This window comes from Rhizobium indicum, from assembly GCF_005862305.2.
In the GTDB taxonomy this organism is placed as follows: Bacteria; Pseudomonadota; Alphaproteobacteria; order Rhizobiales; family Rhizobiaceae; genus Rhizobium; species Rhizobium indicum.
Genome location: NZ_CP054021.1, coordinates 1386210 through 1404728, shown reverse-complemented (window position 1 = coordinate 1404728; position 18519 = coordinate 1386210). Strand labels below are relative to the sequence as shown.

At 60.2% G+C, this 18519-nt stretch carries 21 protein-coding genes; 12 read left to right on the top strand and 9 right to left on the bottom strand.

Features of this window, described 5'->3' with window-relative positions; all coding sequences use genetic code 11:
• Positions 1-70: 70 nt before the first annotated feature.
• Complete coding sequence (locus tag FFM53_RS06950) at positions 71-373, bottom strand: hypothetical protein (protein ID WP_018449489.1); 303 nt, start codon at positions 371-373, stop codon at positions 71-73.
• Positions 374-563: 190 nt separating this feature from the next.
• On the opposite strand from FFM53_RS06950, the gene FFM53_RS06945 reads away from it, so the two are divergent.
• Together FFM53_RS06945 and FFM53_RS06940 are read left to right on the top strand one after the other, a co-directional pair.
• Complete coding sequence (locus tag FFM53_RS06945) at positions 564-968, top strand: hypothetical protein (protein ID WP_138328636.1); 405 nt, start codon at positions 564-566, stop codon at positions 966-968.
• 69 nt (positions 969-1037) lie between these two features.
• Positions 1038-1412 (top strand): hypothetical protein, encoded by a 375-nt coding sequence (locus tag FFM53_RS06940; RefSeq protein WP_138328984.1) that lies wholly within the window; start codon positions 1038-1040, stop codon positions 1410-1412.
• A 111-nt stretch (positions 1413-1523) separates the two neighbouring features.
• On the opposite strand, the gene FFM53_RS06935 is transcribed toward FFM53_RS06940, so the two are convergent.
• Complete coding sequence (locus FFM53_RS06935) at positions 1524-3023, bottom strand: DegQ family serine endoprotease (RefSeq protein WP_138387820.1); 1500 nt, start codon at positions 3021-3023, stop codon at positions 1524-1526.
• Between the two features lie 552 nt (positions 3024-3575).
• Between FFM53_RS06935 and FFM53_RS06930 the strand changes: the two genes are divergently transcribed.
• Entirely contained in the window at positions 3576-4613 is a 1038-nt protein-coding gene (locus FFM53_RS06930) for a LacI family DNA-binding transcriptional regulator (RefSeq protein ID WP_138328634.1), read from the top strand.
• A gap of 108 nt (positions 4614-4721) precedes the next feature.
• Positions 4722-5642, top strand: a complete 921-nt coding sequence (locus FFM53_RS06925; protein ID WP_138387819.1) for a LysR family transcriptional regulator — start codon at positions 4722-4724, stop codon at positions 5640-5642.
• A 1-nt stretch (position 5643) separates the two neighbouring features.
• On the opposite strand, the gene FFM53_RS06920 is transcribed toward FFM53_RS06925, so the two are convergent.
• Together FFM53_RS06920 and FFM53_RS06915 are read right to left on the bottom strand one after the other, a co-directional pair.
• A complete protein-coding gene (locus tag FFM53_RS06920; RefSeq protein WP_138387818.1) occupies positions 5644-6597 on the bottom strand; it encodes an NmrA/HSCARG family protein in 954 nt (317 codons plus the stop codon).
• Positions 6598-6863: 266 nt separating this feature from the next.
• Positions 6864-7838, bottom strand: coding sequence for a quinone oxidoreductase family protein (locus tag FFM53_RS06915; protein WP_138387817.1), 975 nt, complete (start codon positions 7836-7838; stop codon positions 6864-6866).
• 69 nt (positions 7839-7907) lie between these two features.
• Between FFM53_RS06915 and FFM53_RS06910 the strand changes: the two genes are divergently transcribed.
• Entirely contained in the window at positions 7908-8774 is an 867-nt protein-coding gene (locus tag FFM53_RS06910; protein ID WP_191092489.1) for a LysR family transcriptional regulator, read from the top strand.
• A gap of 62 nt (positions 8775-8836) precedes the next feature.
• On the opposite strand, the gene FFM53_RS06905 is transcribed toward FFM53_RS06910, so the two are convergent.
• The 4 genes from FFM53_RS06905 to FFM53_RS06890 form a co-directional block, all read right to left on the bottom strand.
• The gene (locus tag FFM53_RS06905) at positions 8837-9478 is read right to left on the bottom strand and encodes a peroxiredoxin-like family protein (RefSeq protein ID WP_138328629.1); all 642 of its coding nucleotides are present in this window, start codon (positions 9476-9478) and stop codon (positions 8837-8839) included.
• A 499-nt stretch (positions 9479-9977) separates the two neighbouring features.
• On the bottom strand, positions 9978-11474 hold the full coding sequence (gene cysN, locus FFM53_RS06900) for a sulfate adenylyltransferase subunit CysN (RefSeq protein WP_138387816.1): 1497 nt from the start codon (positions 11472-11474) through the stop codon (positions 9978-9980).
• A 1-nt stretch (position 11475) separates the two neighbouring features.
• Entirely contained in the window at positions 11476-12429 is a 954-nt protein-coding gene (cysD, locus tag FFM53_RS06895) for a sulfate adenylyltransferase subunit CysD (RefSeq protein WP_003546395.1), read from the bottom strand.
• Positions 12430-12561: 132 nt separating this feature from the next.
• Positions 12562-13320 (bottom strand): phosphoadenylyl-sulfate reductase, encoded by a 759-nt coding sequence (locus tag FFM53_RS06890; protein WP_138387815.1) that lies wholly within the window; start codon positions 13318-13320, stop codon positions 12562-12564.
• Positions 13321-13740: 420 nt separating this feature from the next.
• On the opposite strand from FFM53_RS06890, the gene FFM53_RS06885 reads away from it, so the two are divergent.
• From FFM53_RS06885 to FFM53_RS06855, 7 genes are all read left to right on the top strand, one after another.
• Positions 13741-14187 carry an RrF2 family transcriptional regulator gene (locus FFM53_RS06885; RefSeq protein WP_003546399.1) on the top strand — a complete coding sequence of 149 codons (447 nt, stop codon included), beginning with the start codon at positions 13741-13743 and terminating at the stop codon, positions 14185-14187.
• Between the two features lie 95 nt (positions 14188-14282).
• Positions 14283-14669 carry a DUF6152 family protein gene (locus FFM53_RS06880; RefSeq protein WP_138328625.1) on the top strand — a complete coding sequence of 129 codons (387 nt, stop codon included), beginning with the start codon at positions 14283-14285 and terminating at the stop codon, positions 14667-14669.
• 19 nt (positions 14670-14688) lie between these two features.
• The gene (locus tag FFM53_RS06875) at positions 14689-15162 is read left to right on the top strand and encodes a DUF6644 family protein (RefSeq protein ID WP_029874339.1); all 474 of its coding nucleotides are present in this window, start codon (positions 14689-14691) and stop codon (positions 15160-15162) included.
• A 119-nt stretch (positions 15163-15281) separates the two neighbouring features.
• Complete coding sequence (locus tag FFM53_RS06870; protein WP_138388026.1) at positions 15282-15563, top strand: YlcI/YnfO family protein; 282 nt, start codon at positions 15282-15284, stop codon at positions 15561-15563.
• Positions 15560-15859 (top strand): type II toxin-antitoxin system RelE/ParE family toxin, encoded by a 300-nt coding sequence (locus FFM53_RS06865; protein WP_138387814.1) that lies wholly within the window; start codon positions 15560-15562, stop codon positions 15857-15859. Before FFM53_RS06870 ends, FFM53_RS06865 begins: the two co-directional genes overlap by 4 nt.
• A gap of 171 nt (positions 15860-16030) precedes the next feature.
• On the top strand, positions 16031-16318 hold the full coding sequence (locus FFM53_RS06860) for a type II toxin-antitoxin system HigB family toxin (protein ID WP_003557588.1): 288 nt from the start codon (positions 16031-16033) through the stop codon (positions 16316-16318).
• Positions 16319-16322: 4 nt separating this feature from the next.
• The gene (locus FFM53_RS06855; protein ID WP_138328621.1) at positions 16323-16730 is read left to right on the top strand and encodes a helix-turn-helix domain-containing protein; all 408 of its coding nucleotides are present in this window, start codon (positions 16323-16325) and stop codon (positions 16728-16730) included.
• A 68-nt stretch (positions 16731-16798) separates the two neighbouring features.
• Here FFM53_RS06855 and betA read toward each other — a convergent pair whose 3' ends face one another.
• Positions 16799-18448: a choline dehydrogenase gene (gene betA / locus FFM53_RS06850; protein ID WP_138387813.1), complete on the bottom strand. Its 1650-nt coding sequence runs from the start codon at positions 18446-18448 to the stop codon at positions 16799-16801.
• Between the last annotated feature and the right edge of the window lie 71 nt (positions 18449-18519).

Sequence of the window (18519 nt, the reverse complement as noted above, 5' to 3'; positions counted from 1 at the left end):
GCTGGCCGGAACGGGCAGCTTGATGCCAGATGGTTGGCGATCAGCCTGCCGGAATGTCCGATCGTCAGTCTCAATGGATCGTCTGCACGATGACCCGGTCATCAAGCAAAGCCTGCGATGTCTTGATCAAGCGCACCGTACCAGTGATGATCTCGTCGGAATAGACCGGGTCCGCACGAGAAATTTCATCCGTCATATCGCGGAGGACTTTGTTTATCTCAAGCAGAGGCGGCACAAGGTCCAGCAATCCGTCGGCCGCCAGCCCGTGAGCCAGGCCTGCGATCACCTCTCTGAGGTGATCTATGAGCGCACGCCTTTCCGAAACCGCCAGTGCCGACGGCTTTGTGAGGGTCGCTTCACCGTTGAACTGCATGATGCGTATCCTCCTCTCTCTAAAATGGGTTCCGCCCCGCCATTATCAATGGCGGCCGCCGAATGAGGTTGCGGTCAGATGGTAAAGAGCGCAAGCTAAACTATCGGCGGGCACGATACGGGCACCGCTGCTTGGGGCGCGCCAGTAACGCTAGCGCCAGTGAACCCTAGCCCCAACGAAGGAGGACACCATGTCTTCCACATCAGATCAATTTTTCGATATCCATAATTTGAGAATGCTGGACCGCATCCTCCGAAAGGCCGGCTTTCGCGGCGGCGAAACCTACGCGACCGATGATGGCGAGATCAGCGCCACAAGTTTCCTCATTCATTGTTTCCAGATGGGGATCGTCGACGAGGCCGCGTTGAAATCGGCTCTGAAAATGTATCTGGCGACACAGTTGAGTTCAGGCCCGCTTCCGCAGGCTTTGGAAGACGGCTCCTTTGCCAGATGGCAGGATGACGGCGGCGCCCCGGTGAAAGCCTATCGGATCGCGCGGTATACGGCGTCTGGGCGTGCGGACGCATCGCTGCGGCCGCCAGCTTACCGCTTTCCCAAAACCAGGCTGCCTGAACGATTGTCCGAGATCCCGTGAACGGGTCTGCTGCGACGTCGACGGCCCCCCATCGATCGTCACGATGACATGACGAACAAGGAAGAAGACATGTCCGGGATTCACGCCGATCAAAAGGACAGGGCCAGGAAACGCAAGATTATCGCCCCCGTGCGGAAAAGTGCGACGTCAAGCTCGACCGCCGACGATCTGATAACGCAGGCGCGTCAAGCGCGGTCACTATCGGCGGAGCAGGGGATCGATAGCGCTGATAAGCAAGCCTATGGTCTGGCGCGTCCACACAAAGGTCCGTTCGACAACGCGACGGCATTCAGCGCTTCCAGCTACGACCATGATCTCCCGACGCGGCAGCAATTGGAGGCCGCGCAACGCAGCCAATCCGATGCGGTGAAGCAGCAGGAGGCAAACCGCCAAAAGGGCAAATCCCGGATGCGCGCAAAGACAACGAAGCTGAAATCTTCCTGAGCAGGAAATAGAGGGGCGGGCGGCGCCCTATAGATTTCTTGCCGACAGACCGGTTCGAGAAGCCCGCCTCAGGCGGGCTTTTCCTGTTTGCGGCAAAAGCTCGGGTGACCGTCAGGCCGCCCCAAACGGCACGGCGACGAAGGTTTTGTTGCCGTCGCGTTCGACGAGCAGCAGCACCGACTTGCGGCCGGCCTTGCCTGCGTCTGCGATCGCGGTCTTGACGTCGCGGGCGTTATGAACAGGTCTGTCATTCACCGAGACGATGACATCGCCGGACTGGATGCCGGCGGCAGCCGCAGACTTGTCCGGAGCGACCTTGGCGACCACCGCGCCGTTGACGGAGCGCGGCAGGTTAAGCTGCTGGCGCACGTCGGGCGTCAGGTCGGCAAGGCCGATGCCGAGGCTCGGCTGGCCGCTGCTCTGGTCTTGAGTGTCGGGGCTTTCGGCCGCCGCCTGCTTCTGGCCTTCCTCATTGGTGCCGACGGTGACGTTGAGATCGATCGTCTTGCCGTCGCGCCAGACGCTGAGGGATTTTTTCGCGCCCGGCGAAAGGTCGGCGACCAGGCGCGACAGGTCCTTCGGCGTCTTGACGCTCTCGCCGCCGACTGAGGTGACGATATCGCCGGGCTTCAGGCCGGCATGGGCGGCCGGCGTATCGGCGGTGACGGCGGCAACCAGCGCGCCGCCGGTCTTATCGAGGCCGACGGCATCGGCGACATCCTTGGTGACCGGCTGGATCTGCACGCCAAGATAGCCGTGATCGATCGAGCCGTCCTTCTGCAGCTTGGCGACGATCGCCTTGGCCTCATCGGAAGGAATGGCGAAACCGACACCGACGCTGCCGCCATTCGGCGAATAGATGGCGGTGTTGATGCCGACGACATTGCCGCTGCGGTCGACCAGCGGACCGCCGGAATTGCCATGGTTGATCGGGGCGTCGATCTGGATGAAATCATCATAGGGTCCGCTGTGCAGGTCGCGGCCGCGCGCCGAGACGATGCCTGCCGTCACCGTAGTGCCGATGCCGAAAGGGTTGCCGATCGCCAGAATCTGGTCGCCGAGCTTCAGCCTGTCGGAATCGCCCCAGGCAATGGTCTGCAGCGGCTTGCCCGCCTCTATCTTCAGCACGGCGACATCGGATTTCGGGTCGGTGCCGATCAGCTTGGCCGGCAGTTCCGTGCCGTCATCCAGCGTCACTTTGATATCGACGGCATTGTCGATGACATGGTTGTTGGTGACGATCACCCCGTCCGGGCTGATGATGAAGCCGGAGCCGAGCGCCATCGCCTGCTGCGAAGGCCGCTTTTGCGGTGCCTGGCGCGGCAGCGGGATGCCCTGATCCTCGAAGAACTGGCGGAACTGCTCGTCCATCGGCGATTCCTGCTCGCTGACATCGGTGGCTTTCATTGTGGTGGTAATGGTGACGACGGCAGGCTTGTCGGCATCGACGATGGAGGCAAACGAGCCGCTGGGGGCGAGAGTACCGCCGGTATCCGACGGCGCGGCAACGGCATTGGAGGCGTTGATGGCGAAGGGTAGGCATGCCGCGCCGGCGATGAACGCGGCCCCGACAAGCGCTGCTGCGCGATGGTTGCGGAGGATGTGTGACATGGTGGTGGTCCCTTGGGTGATGATCCCTTGCGAGAGCGTTGGTTTTGGATGGCGTCGTGGTTCCATGTCCTGGGACCTGGCGTCGGATGGCGTTTGGCGCCAATTCCTCTTGGGAACGCGCAGTCGTCGGGGGCGGCGACCGGGGGGAAGAGAAGAATTGGCGCTCGGGATTCATATGATCCCACCGAGCGGATTTACAAATTAAAGTTTGATCATGTTTATATTGCCGATTTGTAAGCTATGACTGGAATTTAATCTTCGCTCCCCCAGCGTTTGAGCTTCTCAAAAAATCCGGCCCGATTTTGCCGCGCTCGCGTCCTTCGCGATGTTTTCATTCGAAAATAAATGGACTTATTCCCGGAGGCGGTGATCCGTTCGCCGCATGCCTCCGTAATTCGCCGACGGACGAACTTGTTGCTCTTTCCGGAAGTTATATTCCCGGATCCTGTTGCGAATTTAAAATGTTAGTAGACTCTAAATTATTTCTTCTTCAGAAAGTAAAGGCCGCGATTCGAGGGCAAATGAGTCTCGCGGGCTAGATATAACGGGGCGATGAGGGCAGCAGTGGAGCGGGGGCGGAAGGCCAGGCGCGGTGCGCAGGTGAAGTTGAGCGATGTGGCGAAGAAAGTGGGGGTCAGCCCGATCACGATTTCGCGCGCGCTTCGCAATCCTGAAATCGTCTCGGAGGATCTGCGCCAGACCATCCTTCGCACGGTGGAGGAAATGGGTTACATCCCCAATCTTGCCGCCCGGGCGCTGGCCGGCCGCCATAACGGCATCATCGGCGTCATCACGCCCGCTTTGCACCAGCACGGCTTCGCCGGCCTGATGATCGGCATCGAGGATTGCTTGCGCGCCACCGAATTCCGCGTGCAATATTCCAATACGCTCCACCATGCCGACGGCGAGGCCGGCGAGCTCAAATCCGTCCTGACGCAGAAGCCGGCCGGCGTCATCATCGCCGGCGCCGAATCCTATCGTGATCTTCTGCCGCTGATCGAGAATGCCACCTGTCCGATCGCCCATATCACCGATCTCAGCCAGGAGCCGGCAACGCTCGTCGTCGGCCTCGATCATCATGCGGCAGGCGCCGAACCCACCCGCTTCCTGCTGTCGAGGGGTTATGAGAGGATCGGCTTCATCGGCCGCGGCACGGATATTCGCTCGCGTCGCCGGAAGGAAGGCTATGAGGCCGCGCTGCGGGAAGCCGGCCGTTTCGATCCCGATCTCGCCATTGGCGGAGATGAGGGAAGCAGCACCGGCCTCGGCAGGGAATTATTTGCCCGCCTGTTGCAGCGCGTGCCGGATATCGATGCCGTCTTTGCCCAAAGCGACGATCTGGCGCTCGGCGTCCTCATCGAATGCGCAGTGCGCGGTATCCGCGTGCCGGAGGATGTCGGCATCTGCGGCTTCAACGATCTGGAATTTTCGGCCTTCACCCAGCCGACGCTGACGACGGTGCAGATTGCACGCTACGATATCGGCTACCGCGTCGCCGACATGCTGCTGCGCGCCATCCGCGACGAGCCGCCCGGCGAAGACAAGGTCGATTGCGGCTTCTCCATCATCCCACGCGGCTCGACGCGGTAATCCGATACGATCTGCCGAATGAAATGCGACCGAACTGTCGTATGCTCGAACTAGGCACATTCCAGATTATTCCCTATACGGAGGGAATGAGGATCATTGTGCTGAAAAATGGATAGTGCGGGATTGTCTCTCGAAAGAATGCGCACCTTTGTCCGAGTCGCCGAACGCGGCAATTTGTCGATGGTCGCAAGAGAGCTGGGTGTCGGTCAATCCACCGTGACGCGGCACCTCAATGAGCTTGAAGAGGCTGTCGGCGTACCGCTTCTCAGCCGAACCACGCGCCGCGTCACCCTGACCGACGAAGGCAGCCGCTATTATACCAACTGCCTGCAGATATTGCGCCTGGTCGAACAGGCTGCCGAAGAAGCGCGAGATGCCCGTCAGGCTCCCGCGGGCGCTGTTCGGCTTTCGTGTACGGCCGCGCTCGGCGTGATGCACGTCACGCGCCTGATCTTTGATTTCCAGGACAAGCATCCGGACATTCGGGTCGACCTCAACCTGACGGACGAGCGGATCGACCTGGTTCGCGAAGGCGTTGACGTCGCACTCCGTCTCGGGCCTCTCGCCGACAGCGCAATGAAACTTCATGCGCTCGGAGAGAGCCATCGGCTGCTGGTGGGCGCTCCGGCCTATTTGTCCGTTCACGGACGGCCGGAGCGCCCAGCCGATCTGTCACGCTACGAAACCGTCGTGATGTCGAATGTGGCGGGAAGCGATCGGCTCGTTCTTTCCTCTGCCGATGGCGCAAGCCTGATAATCCCGGTCAGTGGGAAGTTGCGCGTCGATCACGGGCTTGCGGCGCGCGAAGCTTTTTCCGCCGGACGCGGCATTGGTCCTGCACACCTCTGGTTGGTCCACGATCTTCTGGATGACGGCCAGCTCGAGGTCGTGCTTGGCGACTATCGTCCTTTACCGGTTCCGGTGAGCTTGCTGATCGTTCCAGAGCGTGCAGCCATTGCCCGCGTTCGGCTTCTCGTCGACTTTCTTGTCGCCGAGATTTCCAAATTGCCGGGAATCCGGCCATCGTGATTTAGAGTCCAAAAGATTGTTTATCGCCACGCCACCTCGTCGTCTTGAGATACTGCTCCCAGTTGAGCGTATCGGCGTTCAGGCGACGGCTCCAATCGAGATCGTGCTCCTTGCCGAAATAGCCACAGTCGACAGCATATTCGACCATCCCCAGAAGCTCTCGAACGAGAAGTTCGTTGGCGGCAAACTCTGGAAAATAGCGCAGGAGGCCATCCTGGGTGAAAGCGTTTCGATACGCGGCCTTGAGCCCGGTCACGCGCTGAAAGGTTTCGATCATCTCGCGCGGAGAAATGATATCGCCAACGATCGGCAGCGTTTTCCCGTTGTAGCGCTCGGGGTTTGAGAAAATCTCGAGGACGGCCGGCCCGGTCGCCGTCAGCGGATCGACAAAAGGCGCTCGGAAATCTTCAGGAAGATAGACCGGCAGGAGGAGCGTATCGCCCTCCATGCGCGGCACATAATATTCGAGCAGATTCGTGTAGAAGAATGCCAGCATGACGAAGGAATGGGAGACCGGCAGGCCGCGAATATAGTCTGCAACGAGCGCTTTGTCGGTAAAATGCGGCGCATACTTCGTCCCGCTGGTGATCTTCTCGACATTCTCAAGGGTGCTGAAAACAATATGCCCGACGCCGGCCTCAACGGCGGCATCCGCCAGTTGTCGGCCGAGAGGAGCCTCGATGGTCTCCGGCGGGGCGATCGGCGGCGTCATCAGAAATGCGCCATCCGCGCCTTTGAAGGCGGCGACGAGGTCCTTTTGACGGCCAAGTTCGAGAGGGACGGCCACGATTTCAGCGCCGCGTTCCTCCAGACGTAAAGCCTCAGGCGAATCCTTCTTCCGGGTGAAAGCACGCACCCGGAAACGTTGGCTGTCAAGGAGTGTCGCGGCGACGCTGCGCCCCTGTTTGCTCGTTGCACCGGCAATCGCGATAAGTGGCTTTTCATGTGCAGACATAGAGCTGTAAACCTTTCCCTGTCATTGGCCGCCGACTGCGGTGCCAAGCGTCATTTTGCGGGAGAGCGGTCGGCCTGTGCCGAGAGCCCACCGCAATGGCGGGCACCCTATCTCAACAATGTCTATGGCTATAGATATCTGAAATACATAACATAATGCCATTTTATGGATAAATGGTACCGCCCAAGCGCGTCGAAACACACACCGAGGACTGAAAAGCACCGGCAGCGATCCATGGACTCTGCCGGCACTGTTTCTCTGGCTGATCAAGGGATCAGCAGGATACTGCCCGCCGAGCGTCCGGATTCCATCTCTTCGTGCGCCTGGGCAACATCGGCCAAACGATATTCGGCACTGATCTGCGAAACGATCCCTGTTTCCATCGCCCCGACTGCAGCCAGAGCAGCCTCGCGATACTGTCCAACGTCAGCGCACCAGGCCATGATGCTTGGATGGCAGAGCGCCTTGCCCGGGCGAAGTTCCTCGACAGGCACTGGTGGAATAGGACCGGCGGCCTGACCGATGGTGACAGCCATGCCGAATGGGCGGACAGAACGTATGCTTTTGAGAAGTGTATCGCCGCCGATCCCGTCATAGGCGACGTCGACGCCAAGCCCGTTCGTCAGCCGCTTCACTTCCGCGACGATATCGGCGCCTCGTCCAACAATAAGGTGATCGGCTCCATAAGATGCGGCGAGTGCGGCCTTTTCGGAAGAGCCGACCGTCCCGATCACGGTGGCATCGAGCGATCTGGCCCAACGAACGAGGATGCTCCCGAGCCCGCCCGCGGCCGCATGGATCAGCACCTGAGTGCCTGCACCCACATCATAGGTCTTTTTCAACAGCATGTAGGCGGTCATGCCTTTGAGCAGCGAACTCGCTGCCGTTTTCGCCGAAACGGCATCCGGAAGCTTGATCGCCCTTTCGGCGGCAATATTCCTCGTGGAGCGATAGGCGCCAACCGGCGGCCCGGCATAGGCGACGCGGTCACCTTTTTGGAACATGGAGACGCCAGGCCCGACATCGTCGACGATGCCCGCCGCCTCGGCACCGATCACCGACGGGTAGGACGGCATCGGATAGATGCCCTTTCGTTGATAGATGTCGAGAAAGTTGGTTCCGATCGCCTGATGACGGATTTTTATCTCGCCATGACAGGGAGGTTCAGAATGGTGATGCTCCTCGATATGGAATTGGGTGATGTCACCGGGGGCGTTCAGCCATATGATTTGGTAGGTCATCTCTCGTGCTCCTTCATGGGCACAAATTAAGCGATGGCGTGATGTGTGAAAATTCCCTATTGTTTCACAATGAATGGGAGAGAATTCACAAAAATCGACTGGGACGACCTTCGGCATTTCTTGGCGCTCGCGCAGTCGGGAACGTTGCTTGGTGCAGCAAAGCAGCTCGGTGTCGAACACGCGACGATCAGCCGGCGCGTTTCGTCGCTTGAAGCCGGCCTGGGTCGCAAGCTCGTAGACCGCCGCGGACGGCGCATCATGTTAACCTCGGAGGGAGAGCAGGTTGCCAGGCACGCAGCTCTTGTCGCCGTGCAGACTGCGGCAATCGAGCAGCTTGGCCGCAGCAGCGCCACGGAATTGCGTGGCCATGTGAGGATCAGCGCGCCTCCCGCTCTCTCAAGCGTGCTGCTGGCAAAGCCGATCGCGGCCGTCAGGCGAGGCCATCCCGGTGTTCAGATCACGCTCGTCGGAGAAAAGCGCCTCGCATCCCTGAACAGACGAGAGGCCGATATCGCCGTGCGAATGTCGCGTCCGGAAGACGGCGATTACTCTATCGTCAAGCTCGGCGAGACAAGCTTCCATCTCTACGCATCAAAGACCTATCTCGAAACGGTTCCACCATCTGACTGGACCTTCATCGGTTACGACGAAACCATGAACGCCTCGCCGCAGCAGCTGCGGTTGATCGAACTGGCCGCCGGCCGGCCGATCGCCGTGCGGTCGTCCGTTCTGGAGTTTCAGGCCGCAACCGCATGCCTTGGCGCCGGTGTCGTCATGCTCCCCGATTTCGCCGTCCTGGAGTCCAGCGGTCTCCAACGCATTGAGACCGAACAGGCTTTGACAAGAGAAGTCTGGCTGGTTGTCCATTCGGACATCAAAGACGTTCCCTCAGTCCGCGTCGTGGTCGATGCGCTGAAAAACGCTCTCGGGAAATAGTAGTCCGCTCAGTTGGCTTGAGCACCACCCAGGCGGTAGGTCGTCGAGCGAGTTATTCGTTGTTAATGTACGACTTGGGAAGCTACCGACATCAATTCCTGGGAATTCGGTGCCTGGAATGTCTGGAGCCCAGCCTCCAGAACTTCAGTGAAGCTCCAGCGTACGATACCCTCCCGGTCGATTAGGAACTGACCGACAAGCTGCCCGTGGTCGGCAGTCATCATCTGCTGATCGGCTTCCGTAATCTGATATCCTTCCTTCTCGTTGAGAAATTCGTCCATTGCCATCACGCCCATAGGCTCGGGCAACTCGCCCGGAAGATCGATCAGTATCGCCATGGCCGTGTCGATCCCGACCTCGCGTAGGCCGAAGGCTTGGTGCGAAGCCCGTACCGGGTCGGAAGCAGCAAGAAGATCGGGTATCGGATGGTAACGGAAATAGAGCCGTGCGCGTTCAACCGGGGTGTTTACCACCGCCAGGGATTGGACGCCTTTCTCACGCAGCATCGGGTTGAGATATGCCATGGCCGCGACATGGCGCCGGCAGAACGGACAATGCAGGCCTCGAAACAAACCGATCAACAATGGGCTGCGGCCACGAAAATCATCAAGTGCGATCTTCCCCTCGCTCGAGATCGCATCAAACACAACGTTCGGGACCCGGTCGCCCGGTTGTAGCGGATGGTCGACATAGCGCGTGGACATGGACAACCTCCTCGCTCGGGGATCAGCCGAGAAAAGGCAGTGCTTCGAGGTCGAGATTGAGCGTTGCAAGACCTGACCTCTCGTTTTACCGCACCGCCAGGATCCGATCTAAGAATGGCCCCACATTGGCCCGCGGGCAAGCGGTAAACAGCGAATCGTGAATTGAAAAAGTCCGTTTTCTGCAAACTCTGATTTTTTTAGGGGCGGTAGACACAGAAAATTGAGCTGGGGGACCTGTCAATTTTGCGTTCAAGCAGCGTGGGGCCGCGCAGCGGAAGTAAAACAGCATCGAGCGGCAACATTCGCTCAAATCACGAATTGGCTGACTTTTCGTTAAGCCCGGATTTTCGACTTTTTCAACACTATTCGGCCGGAAGCGGACACGAAGCCCTTGATCGGTTCTTTGCCGCTCGACAGGGAATCCGCCAGCCCTGCAGCCAGCGGATTTGGCTGCGGTGAGGGGGCCAGTCTTGCTGGCCCCTTATCCCTTATTCCCTTGTCAGATATCGCTAGCAGCGCTCGACCAGAGGTCGGCGGCTTCTGCCGCCGTCATGCGCCGCACCTCGGCCTCGTGGCTGCGGCTGGCGAAGAGTTCGCTTGCCATGATCTGCTCGGCAAGGTCGGCCGGAAGCGAGAGGATGACGCGGGCTTCGCCATTGTGCAGACCGCCAAGTTCCGTGCGCTTGCCGGTTACCATGCCGCCGGCGACCGTATTGTTGGTCTCCGGATCGATCAGGATGAAGGAGCCGGAAAGCCGGTTCTGCTCATAGGGGTCGAAGATCGCCGCTTCGTCGAAGACGAGCCGGACTTTGCCGATGGCGTTCATGTAGAGCCGCTGGGCGGCATTCCAGATGCCGGTCTTCAGTTCCAACTGGCTGAGCGGCTGCACCTGAACGCGCTGGCGGCGGCTGCCGCTCTTCAGCCAGTAGCGTTTTCCGGGCTCGATACCCTCAGGCTGCAGCGCGACGATCTGCGCGTCGAAGGCAAGGCCGACCTGCGGCTGGGCGTCGATCGAGACGATCATGTCGCCGCGCGCCACGTCGACCTGGCGGTCGAGCACCAGCGTGATCGCGTCGCCGGCAACGGCAGCGTTGCGGACGAGATCGAAGGTGACGATCTTGGAGACATTGGCGACCATGCCGGACGGCAGGATCATGACGCTGTCGCCCGGCTTGACCGAGCCGCCGGCAACCGTGCCCTGATAGCCGCGGAAGCTTTCGCCGGGACGCGAGACGCGCTGGACAGAAAGGCGGAAGCCGACCGTCTGCGACGAGCGCACCGTGGCAAGCTCCAGCGTTTCCACCAGCGTCGGGCCGCTGTACCAGGGCATGGCGGCCTGGCCGGAATAGACGACGTTTTCGCCCTTCAGCGCCGACATCGGAATGGCGGTAATCTGCTTGACGCCGAGCGACAGGGCAAATTCCCGGAAATCATGGCTGATCTTGTCGAAGCCGGCGCGGTCATAGCCCGTCAGGTCGATCTTGTTGATGGCAAGCACAAACTGCTTGATGCCGAGCAGCGAGGCGATCGTCGCGTGCCGGCGCGTCTGCTCCAGAATGCCGAAGCGCGCATCGATCAGCAGAATGGCGAGATCGGCGGTCGAGGCGCCGGTCGCCATGTTGCGGGTATATTGCTCATGGCCGGGCGTGTCGGCGACGATGAAGGAGCGCTTGTCGGTCGAGAAATAGCGATAGGCGACATCGATGGTGATGCCCTGTTCGCGCTCGGCCTGCAGGCCGTCGAGCAGCAATGCGAAGTCGGGCAGGCCGAGATCGTTCTGCTTGCCGGTGGAATCGCGCTGCAGGGTGGCGGCCTGGTCTTCCTTGACCGCCTTGGTGTCCCAGAGCAGGCGGCCGATCAAGGTCGATTTGCCGTCATCGACGCTGCCGCAGGTGATGAGGCGCAGCGGCCTGGTATCGCGCACGGCCTTGAGCGGCTCGGCGGCGGGCAGGTTGACGACGGTTGCGGCCGAGACGGCGGTTTGGGCTGCGGTCATCTCAGAAATATCCTTCACGCTTCTTCTTTTCCATGGAGCCGGACTGGTCGCGATCGATGGCGCGGCCCTGGCGTTCGGACACCGTTGCAATTTCGAGTTCGGCAATCACCTCTTCGAGGGTGGTGGCCTGGGAGCGGATGGCGCCGGTCAGCGGGAAGTCGCCGAGAGTGCGGAAGCGGATCATGCCTTCCTGGCGGACTTCACCGGGCAGCAGTTCCAGGCGCGGATCCTCGGCCAGGATCATCATGCCGTCGCGCTCCACGAAGGGCCGCTTCTTGGCGTAGTAAAGCGGCACCAGCGGAATGTCCTCGGCCTGGATGTAGCGCCAGATATCGACCTCCGTCCAGTTCGACAGCGGGAAGGCGCGCACGCTCTCGCCCTTGCGGATCATGCCGTTATAGATGTTCCAGAGTTCCGGCCGTTGATTGCGCGGATCCCAGCGATGATCGGGCGTGCGGAAGGAATAGATCCGCTCCTTGGCGCGGCTGGCTTCCTCGTCGCGCCGCGCGCCGCCGAAAGCCGCATCGAACTGGCCGGCATCGAGCGCCTGGCGGAGCCCCTCGGTCTTCATGATATCGGTGAAGGCGGCCGATCCATGCGTGAACGGTGTGATGTTTTCGGCCTTGCCGCGCGGATTGATGTGCTCGATCAGATCGAGATCGTACTTCTTCGCGGTTTCGTCGCGGAAGGCGATCATCTCGGAAAATTTCCAGCCGGTGTTCACATGCAAAAGCGGGAAGGGCACGCGACCGGGATAGAAGGCCTTGCGCGCCAGATGCAGCAGCACCGAGGAATCCTTGCCGATCGAATAGAGCATGACGGGACGCTCGAATTCGGCCGCAACCTCGCGGAAGATGTGGATGGATTCGTTTTCCAGCGCTTTCAGATGCGGGTCGAGCGGCGCCTTGGCGCTCTGCGGGTTGCTGAGTTCCGTATCCGGACGGCTATCGGGCATGTTTTACTCCAGACTGTCGATCGTTTGCGGGTGCCCGCAAAGCAATTCCTTGATGTTGGTTTTCCCCGGGAAGTTGGCTTTCCCAAGGCTGCGGCGGTCGCCGCGCCCTGATTGGGAAAGCCGTGGGGTGATTTACTGTGCGGCGATCGCTGCGGCCTCTTCGGCGACATGCAGGCCGCATTCGCGCGTTTCGTCCTGCTCCCACCACCAGCGGCCGGCGCGTTCCGGCTCGCCAGGCTTGATCGCCCGCGTGCAGGGTTCGCAGCCGACCGAGGGATAACCGCGAGCGTGCAGCGGATTGACCGGCACGCCGTTTGCGGAAACGAAGGCCTTGATCGCCTCCAGGTCCCAGTCGGCGAGCGGATTGACCTTCAGCAGCTGGCGTTCGGCGTCATATTCGGCAAACGGCGTTTCGGCGCGGTTGGCCGATTGGCCGCGGCGCAGGCCGGTGATCCAGATCGCAGCACCGTCGAGGGCCCGCGCAAGCGGCTTCAGCTTGCGCACGCCGCAACAGGCATGCCGGGCTTCGACGCTCTCGTAGAAACCGTTGAGGCCGTATTGCGCCGCATAGGCGTCGATATCGGCCTTCTCGGGCTCGAAGCGATGGATATGGATGTCGTACTGGCTTTCGGTCTCTTCGATCAGCGACAGCGTCTCGGCAAACAGCCGGCCGGTCTGCAGCGTGGCGATATCGATCGGCAGGCGGTGCGTGCCGATCTCGGCGGTGATTACCTGGTCCTCGATGCCGAGTGACGTCGTGAACACCACGCGGCCGCCAAGGCCGGAGACCAGCGACAGACGTCCGGCAAGGTCGAGGCCTGCCAGCCTGTCGTTCAGCGCCTGGGCTTCCGCAATCGGCCCTTCTTCCGCAATCGCATTGATAGCAGTCATGAGAATCCTGTCCTTTGTTGTCAGGAGTATCGCAGTTCACGCATGGATCGGACAGAAAAAGGGATTTCGAAAGCTGCGGCCGGAGGAGCAAATATCTCTCCGAAGCTGCCGCGATGCAGAAAAGCAGCCGCCTGCGGATGAAAATCCACATTAGCAACTCGAATGTCTATAGAAATAGTAGAGTTACACGCAGCCTGTCAATCCGAAATCTGAATTGATGCCGAAAATGGTGCAGAAGGCGCGGTTTTGGCATAGATTAAGAGAGCTTGGCCGAGGGAGAAAAACAAGGCCAAAACGCTTGTCTCTCAAGGCTTTCTCCGGTGCGTTCAAATTCCGTTCATGCTGGTTGTGCCATAGAGGCAAAAGAACTTCCGTAGCGGTGCGAAGATTCGTGCCGCCTGTGTGTGTCGATGGTCAAAAATGATTACGCAAAAGGCGAAATATGCGCTGCGGGCGCTCACGGTCTTGGCTGATGCCGATGCCGACGAACCGGTGATGATTTCCGATATCGCGGCGCAGCAGAAGATCCCGAAGAAGTTCCTCGAACAGATCCTGCTCGACCTGAAACATCACGGCGTCGTCGCCAGCCGCCGCGGCAAGCAGGGCGGTTATCTCCTGCTGAAGCCCGCCCACACCATCACCTTCGGCGAGATCCTGCGCATCATCGATGGTCCGATCGCGCCGCTTCCGTGTCTGTCGATCACCGCCTACCGCCGGTGCGACGATTGTGACGGCGAACAGAACTGCCAAATCCGCCACGTCTTCGCCAAGGTGGCGGATGCCACCCGCAAAGTGCTGTTCTCCACCACCATCGCCGATGCCATCGCCCCAAAGCACAGCGCCGAAGTCACCCGGCTGCTGGCCTGAACGTACGCCGGCCTCTTTCTTCAAGATTTGGTGAAATCCCTTTTCCTCCGGCTTCGATGCTCCACCTGCCTGTCCATACGGGTAGGGAGGACATCATGTTTAGAATTTCAGCACGGCAAGTAGTGGCTGCGGCCATGCTTTCGATGGCTTTCGCCACCGGCGCAATTGCCCATCACGGCTGGTCCTGGGCCGAGGCGGATCAGATCGAGCTTCGCGGCACCATCGAGAAGATCTCCATGGGCGGACCGCATCCGACGCTCGATGTCGCCACCGCCGATGACGGCGTCTGGCTCGTCGAACTCGGCAATCCGCGCCAGACGGAACGCTCCGGTTTCGTCGAAGGTGTGGCCAAGCCTGGCGACCAGGTGGTGGTCCTTGGAAACCGTTCGCAGGATCCAAAAGAGAAGCGGCTGAAGGCCGTGCGCCTCACCATCGGCGAGAAGCGCTACGATATCTATCCCGACCGCATCAAGACGAACTGACCTCTGGGCGAACTGAGCTGTGATCGACATTCTCGAATGGCTGTCGGCAACGACACCTGCGCTCGCGCTCCGGCGCTCCGGAACGCTCTACTTGTTCGTCAACGCAGCCCATATCCTGGCGATCGGCCTTTTGGTCGGCGCCATCCTGCCACTTGATCTGAGGCTCGCCGGCTTCTTCCGCAAGGTGCCGGTTGAGATCGTTGCGCCGTTTCTGTCACGCGCCGCCGGTGTCGGCCTTGCCGCGGCCATTGTCACCGGCGTCTGCCTCTTCAGCGTCAGGGCGGTCGAATATGCCGGCAATCCCGCCTTCCTTGCCAAGCTTTGCCTGATCGCCCTCGGCCTTCTCAACCTGTCGATCGTTCATTTCGGGCGAGGCTGGAAAACGGCGGTGTCGACAGGCATCGTCCGGCCCGGCCTGCGCTTCTCCGCCGCCCTGTCGGCCGCGGTCTGGATCGCTGCTGTGCTCGCCGGCCGCTGGATCGGATTTCTCTGATGTGATCGCTCCCGATTTTCTCAACCGCGGCGCATATGAATTGGGTCAGGTGGAGGGGAGTTGAATACAACACGATGATCCATCATATTGCATTGCAATTGCAACGCACGAGGAACGTCATGAAAACGGCATCTCTCCCGTCCCTTCGCGTGGATCCTGAATTGCGTGCTGCCGCCGAAAGCGTTCTGAAAGAAGGCGAGAGCCTGTCGTCGCTGATAGAGGACTCTCTTCGCCGCCAGATCGATTTTAGAAGGACCCAAGCGGAGTTCATCGCGCGGGGTCTGGCTGGCTTGGCTGACGCGCAGCGGACCGGTGTGTTTTATACAACGGACGACATTCAGGAGTTGATGCGCAAAAAGCTTGAAAAGGCGAAAGCCCGTAAAGCTGCACAGCAGAAATGATCTTCGAGCTAACGTACACCCAGACCTTCTATGAAGATCTGGACCGGCTCGCCGATTTTCTGATCGAACGTGATCCGGATTTGGCCGAACGTGCCATCAACGCCATCCAGAAAGCTCTGATGATACTTCAGGATTTCCCGCTTATGGCCAGACGCGCCTCTGCGGACGATCCCTTGCTGCGCGAGCTCGTCGTACCATTCGGTTCAGCCGGATATGTCATTCTTTTCAAACTGATGAGTGAAACGAGCGTCATTATCCTCGCCGTCCGTCACCAGCGCGAAGAAGATTACCACTGACTATCTCTCGCTGACCGCCCAGCGCGGGTTGACCCACGGCTCCTGGTTCGAGCGCGCCAGCGGTTTGCGCATCGTCCGCCGGTCTTCAATCTCGTCCATAGCAACTTGCTATAATCGGATAGTTGCGCTAGATTGCAGCCATAGCAAAATGCGATACATGATTCCGGATCTATGCACGTCATCACACAGAAAAAGATCTGGGAGGCGAAAGACCGATGGCCTCAAACAGCCAATGCCCTGGATACTTGGTATCGACTGATGAAGTCGTCGGAGCCGACAGACTTCGCCGACATGAAGTCACTGTTTCCGGCAACGGACAAAGTCGGGCAGCATCACGTGTTCGACATTGGCGGCAACAAGCTGCGCTTGATCGCGGTGGTGCACTACAAATTCAGGAAGGTCTATATTCAGCGGATTATGGATCATGCCGAGTACGACAAAGGAGCATGGAAGGGTTAGGCCGATGAGCGCACTTGTAAAACTGGTTAGCGAGCACTGGACGTATGTGGCTCCTCTTCTTGCCATGCCGGCCAATGAAGCTGAGTATGATCAGCTCGTGAAGCAACTTGACGAGATTCTCGCTGAAGTGGGCGACGATGAGGATCATCCTTTGGCGTTGCTTGCCTCTCGCATGGCGGACCTTGTTGAGGCCTATGACGAGCAAAACCGCCCAATGCCTCCGGTGACTGGCGCCGATGCGCTGCGTTATGTCATGGAGGAGCGCAGCCTTGGCCAGTCCGAGGTGCCGGAAGTGGGCGCTCAGTCCGTCGTGTCTGAGATTTTGAGCGGGAAGCGACAAATCAATGTTCGACAAGCCCGCGCGCTGAGTGAGCGATTTCTGATACCGGCATCCGTATTTCTATCGCTCTGACGATAGACATTCCCGACGACCAGCGACTACCGGTCGGTGGCAGTTGCCGCCCAATAGCTCTCTACGCCTCAGCGGTCGCTGACCGCCCAGCGCGGGTTGACCCACGGCTCCTGGTTCGAGCGCGCCAGCGGCTGTTTGCCGAGGATGTGGTCGGCCGCCTTCTCTCCGGTCATGATCGACGGCCCGTTCAGGTTGCCGTAGGTGACGTGCGGGAAGATCGAGCTGTCGGCGACGCGCAAGGCCTCGACGCCGATCACCCGCGTTTGCGGATCGACCACCGCCATCGGATCGTCCTTGGCGCCCATCCGGCAGGTGCCGCAAGGGTGATAGGCGCTTTCCAGATGTTCGCGCAGGAAGGCGTCGATCTCTTCGTCGCTCTGCACGCCTTCGCCCGGCTGGATCTCCGGCCCGCGATAGTCGTTAAAGGCGCTCTGCCCGAAGATCTCGCGGGTGAGGCGCACGCAGTGGCGGAACTTCTCCCAATCTTCGGCATGGCTCATATAGTTGAAGCGCAGCACCGGATCGGCTTTGGGGTCGGCGGAGCGTAAGCTCACGCTGCCGCGCGATTTCGACAGGTTGTAGCCGACATGAACCTGGAAGCCGTGGCTTTTCGCCGCCGCCTTGCCGTCATAGCTGATTGCCACCGGCAGGAAGTGATACTGGATATCGGGTTGCTTCAGCCCGGGTGCCGAGCGCAGGAAGGCGCAGGCCTCGAACTGGTTGGAGGCGCCGAGCCCGCCGCGCGAGAGCAGCCACTGCGCGCCCGCCACCCCCTGCCAGAACCACGGCAGCCAGGAATAGAGCGACACTGGCTTGGTACTCACCTGCTGGAAATAGAATTCCATATGGTCCTGCAGGTTGGCGCCGACGCCCGGCCGATCTGCCTTTACCGCAATGCCCATGTCCTGCAGATGTTGGCCCGGACCGATGCCCGACAGCATCAAGAGCTTCGGCGAGTTAAAGGAGGAGGCCGAGACAATCACCTCGCGGTTCGCCTTCACCACCTCTATTCTGCCGTTGCGTTCGATCTCGACGCCGGTCGCCCGTCCGTCCTCGATCACGATCCTCTGCGCAAAGCCGTAGATGATCGCGACATTGTCCCGCTTCAGCGCCGGTTTCAGATAGGCATTGGCGGCAGACCAGCGGCGGCCGCCGAAGATGGTCTGCTCCATCAGGCCGAAGCCTTCCTGCTTGCTGCCGTTATAATCTTCCGTCGTCTCGAAGCCTGCCTGTTTGCCGGCCTCGACGAAGGCTTGGAAGAGCGGATTGGTGAAGCCGCCGCGCTGGACATGCAGTGGCCCGTCGGTGCCGCGCCAGCTTTCTTCGCCGCCATGCGAATGTTCCATCCGCTTGAAATAGGGAAGCACGTCGGCATAGGCCCAGCCGCTGGCGCCGAGCTCCTCCCAGCGGTTGAAGTCCTCGGCATGACCGCGCACATAGACCATGCCGTTGATCGAGGAGGAGCCACCGATCACCTTGCCGCGCGGCGCGGTGATGCGCCGGTTGTTGAGGTTCGCCTCCGGCTCGGACAGATAACCCCAGTTATAGCGCTTCATGCTCATCGGCCAGGCAAGCGCTGCCGGCATCTGGATGAACGGCCCAAAATCGCTGCCGCCCGCCTCGATGACGATGACACTGTTCTTGCCGTCTTCCGACAAGCGGTAGGCGAGGGCGGAGCCGGCGGAGCCCGAGCCGATGATGACGAAATCTGCTTGCATAGTCTTGTTCCCTCGAGCGGCCATCATCCGGCTGCTTCTTGTTTTCCCAGAGCCTGCCCCTCATCCGCCTG

Excerpts from the sequence above, each read along its gene's own strand:
- FFM53_RS06950 (WP_018449489.1), bottom strand. The coding sequence starts at position 373 with ATGCAGTTCAACGGTGAAGCGACCCTCACAAAGCCGTCGGCACTGGCG.
- FFM53_RS06945 (WP_138328636.1), top strand. The coding sequence starts at position 564 with ATGTCTTCCACATCAGATCAATTTTTCGATATCCATAATTTGAGAATG.
- FFM53_RS06940 (WP_138328984.1), top strand. The coding sequence starts at position 1,038 with ATGTCCGGGATTCACGCCGATCAAAAGGACAGGGCCAGGAAACGCAAG.
- FFM53_RS06935 (WP_138387820.1), bottom strand. The coding sequence starts at position 3,023 with ATGTCACACATCCTCCGCAACCATCGCGCAGCAGCGCTTGTCGGGGCC.
- FFM53_RS06930 (WP_138328634.1), top strand. The coding sequence starts at position 3,576 with ATGAGGGCAGCAGTGGAGCGGGGGCGGAAGGCCAGGCGCGGTGCGCAG.
- FFM53_RS06925 (WP_138387819.1), top strand. The coding sequence starts at position 4,722 with ATGGATAGTGCGGGATTGTCTCTCGAAAGAATGCGCACCTTTGTCCGA.
- FFM53_RS06920 (WP_138387818.1), bottom strand. The coding sequence starts at position 6,597 with ATGTCTGCACATGAAAAGCCACTTATCGCGATTGCCGGTGCAACGAGC.
- FFM53_RS06915 (WP_138387817.1), bottom strand. The coding sequence starts at position 7,838 with ATGACCTACCAAATCATATGGCTGAACGCCCCCGGTGACATCACCCAA.
- FFM53_RS06910 (WP_191092489.1), top strand. The coding sequence starts at position 7,908 with ATGAATGGGAGAGAATTCACAAAAATCGACTGGGACGACCTTCGGCAT.
- FFM53_RS06905 (WP_138328629.1), bottom strand. The coding sequence starts at position 9,478 with ATGTCCACGCGCTATGTCGACCATCCGCTACAACCGGGCGACCGGGTC.
- cysN (WP_138387816.1), bottom strand. The coding sequence starts at position 11,474 with ATGACCGCAGCCCAAACCGCCGTCTCGGCCGCAACCGTCGTCAACCTG.
- cysD (WP_003546395.1), bottom strand. The coding sequence starts at position 12,429 with ATGCCCGATAGCCGTCCGGATACGGAACTCAGCAACCCGCAGAGCGCC.
- FFM53_RS06890 (WP_138387815.1), bottom strand. The coding sequence starts at position 13,320 with ATGACTGCTATCAATGCGATTGCGGAAGAAGGGCCGATTGCGGAAGCC.
- FFM53_RS06885 (WP_003546399.1), top strand. The coding sequence starts at position 13,741 with ATGATTACGCAAAAGGCGAAATATGCGCTGCGGGCGCTCACGGTCTTG.
- FFM53_RS06880 (WP_138328625.1), top strand. The coding sequence starts at position 14,283 with ATGTTTAGAATTTCAGCACGGCAAGTAGTGGCTGCGGCCATGCTTTCG.
- FFM53_RS06870 (WP_138388026.1), top strand. The coding sequence starts at position 15,282 with ATGAAAACGGCATCTCTCCCGTCCCTTCGCGTGGATCCTGAATTGCGT.
- FFM53_RS06865 (WP_138387814.1), top strand. The coding sequence starts at position 15,560 with ATGATCTTCGAGCTAACGTACACCCAGACCTTCTATGAAGATCTGGAC.
- FFM53_RS06860 (WP_003557588.1), top strand. The coding sequence starts at position 16,031 with ATGCACGTCATCACACAGAAAAAGATCTGGGAGGCGAAAGACCGATGG.
- FFM53_RS06855 (WP_138328621.1), top strand. The coding sequence starts at position 16,323 with ATGAGCGCACTTGTAAAACTGGTTAGCGAGCACTGGACGTATGTGGCT.
- betA (WP_138387813.1), bottom strand. The coding sequence starts at position 18,448 with ATGCAAGCAGATTTCGTCATCATCGGCTCGGGCTCCGCCGGCTCCGCC.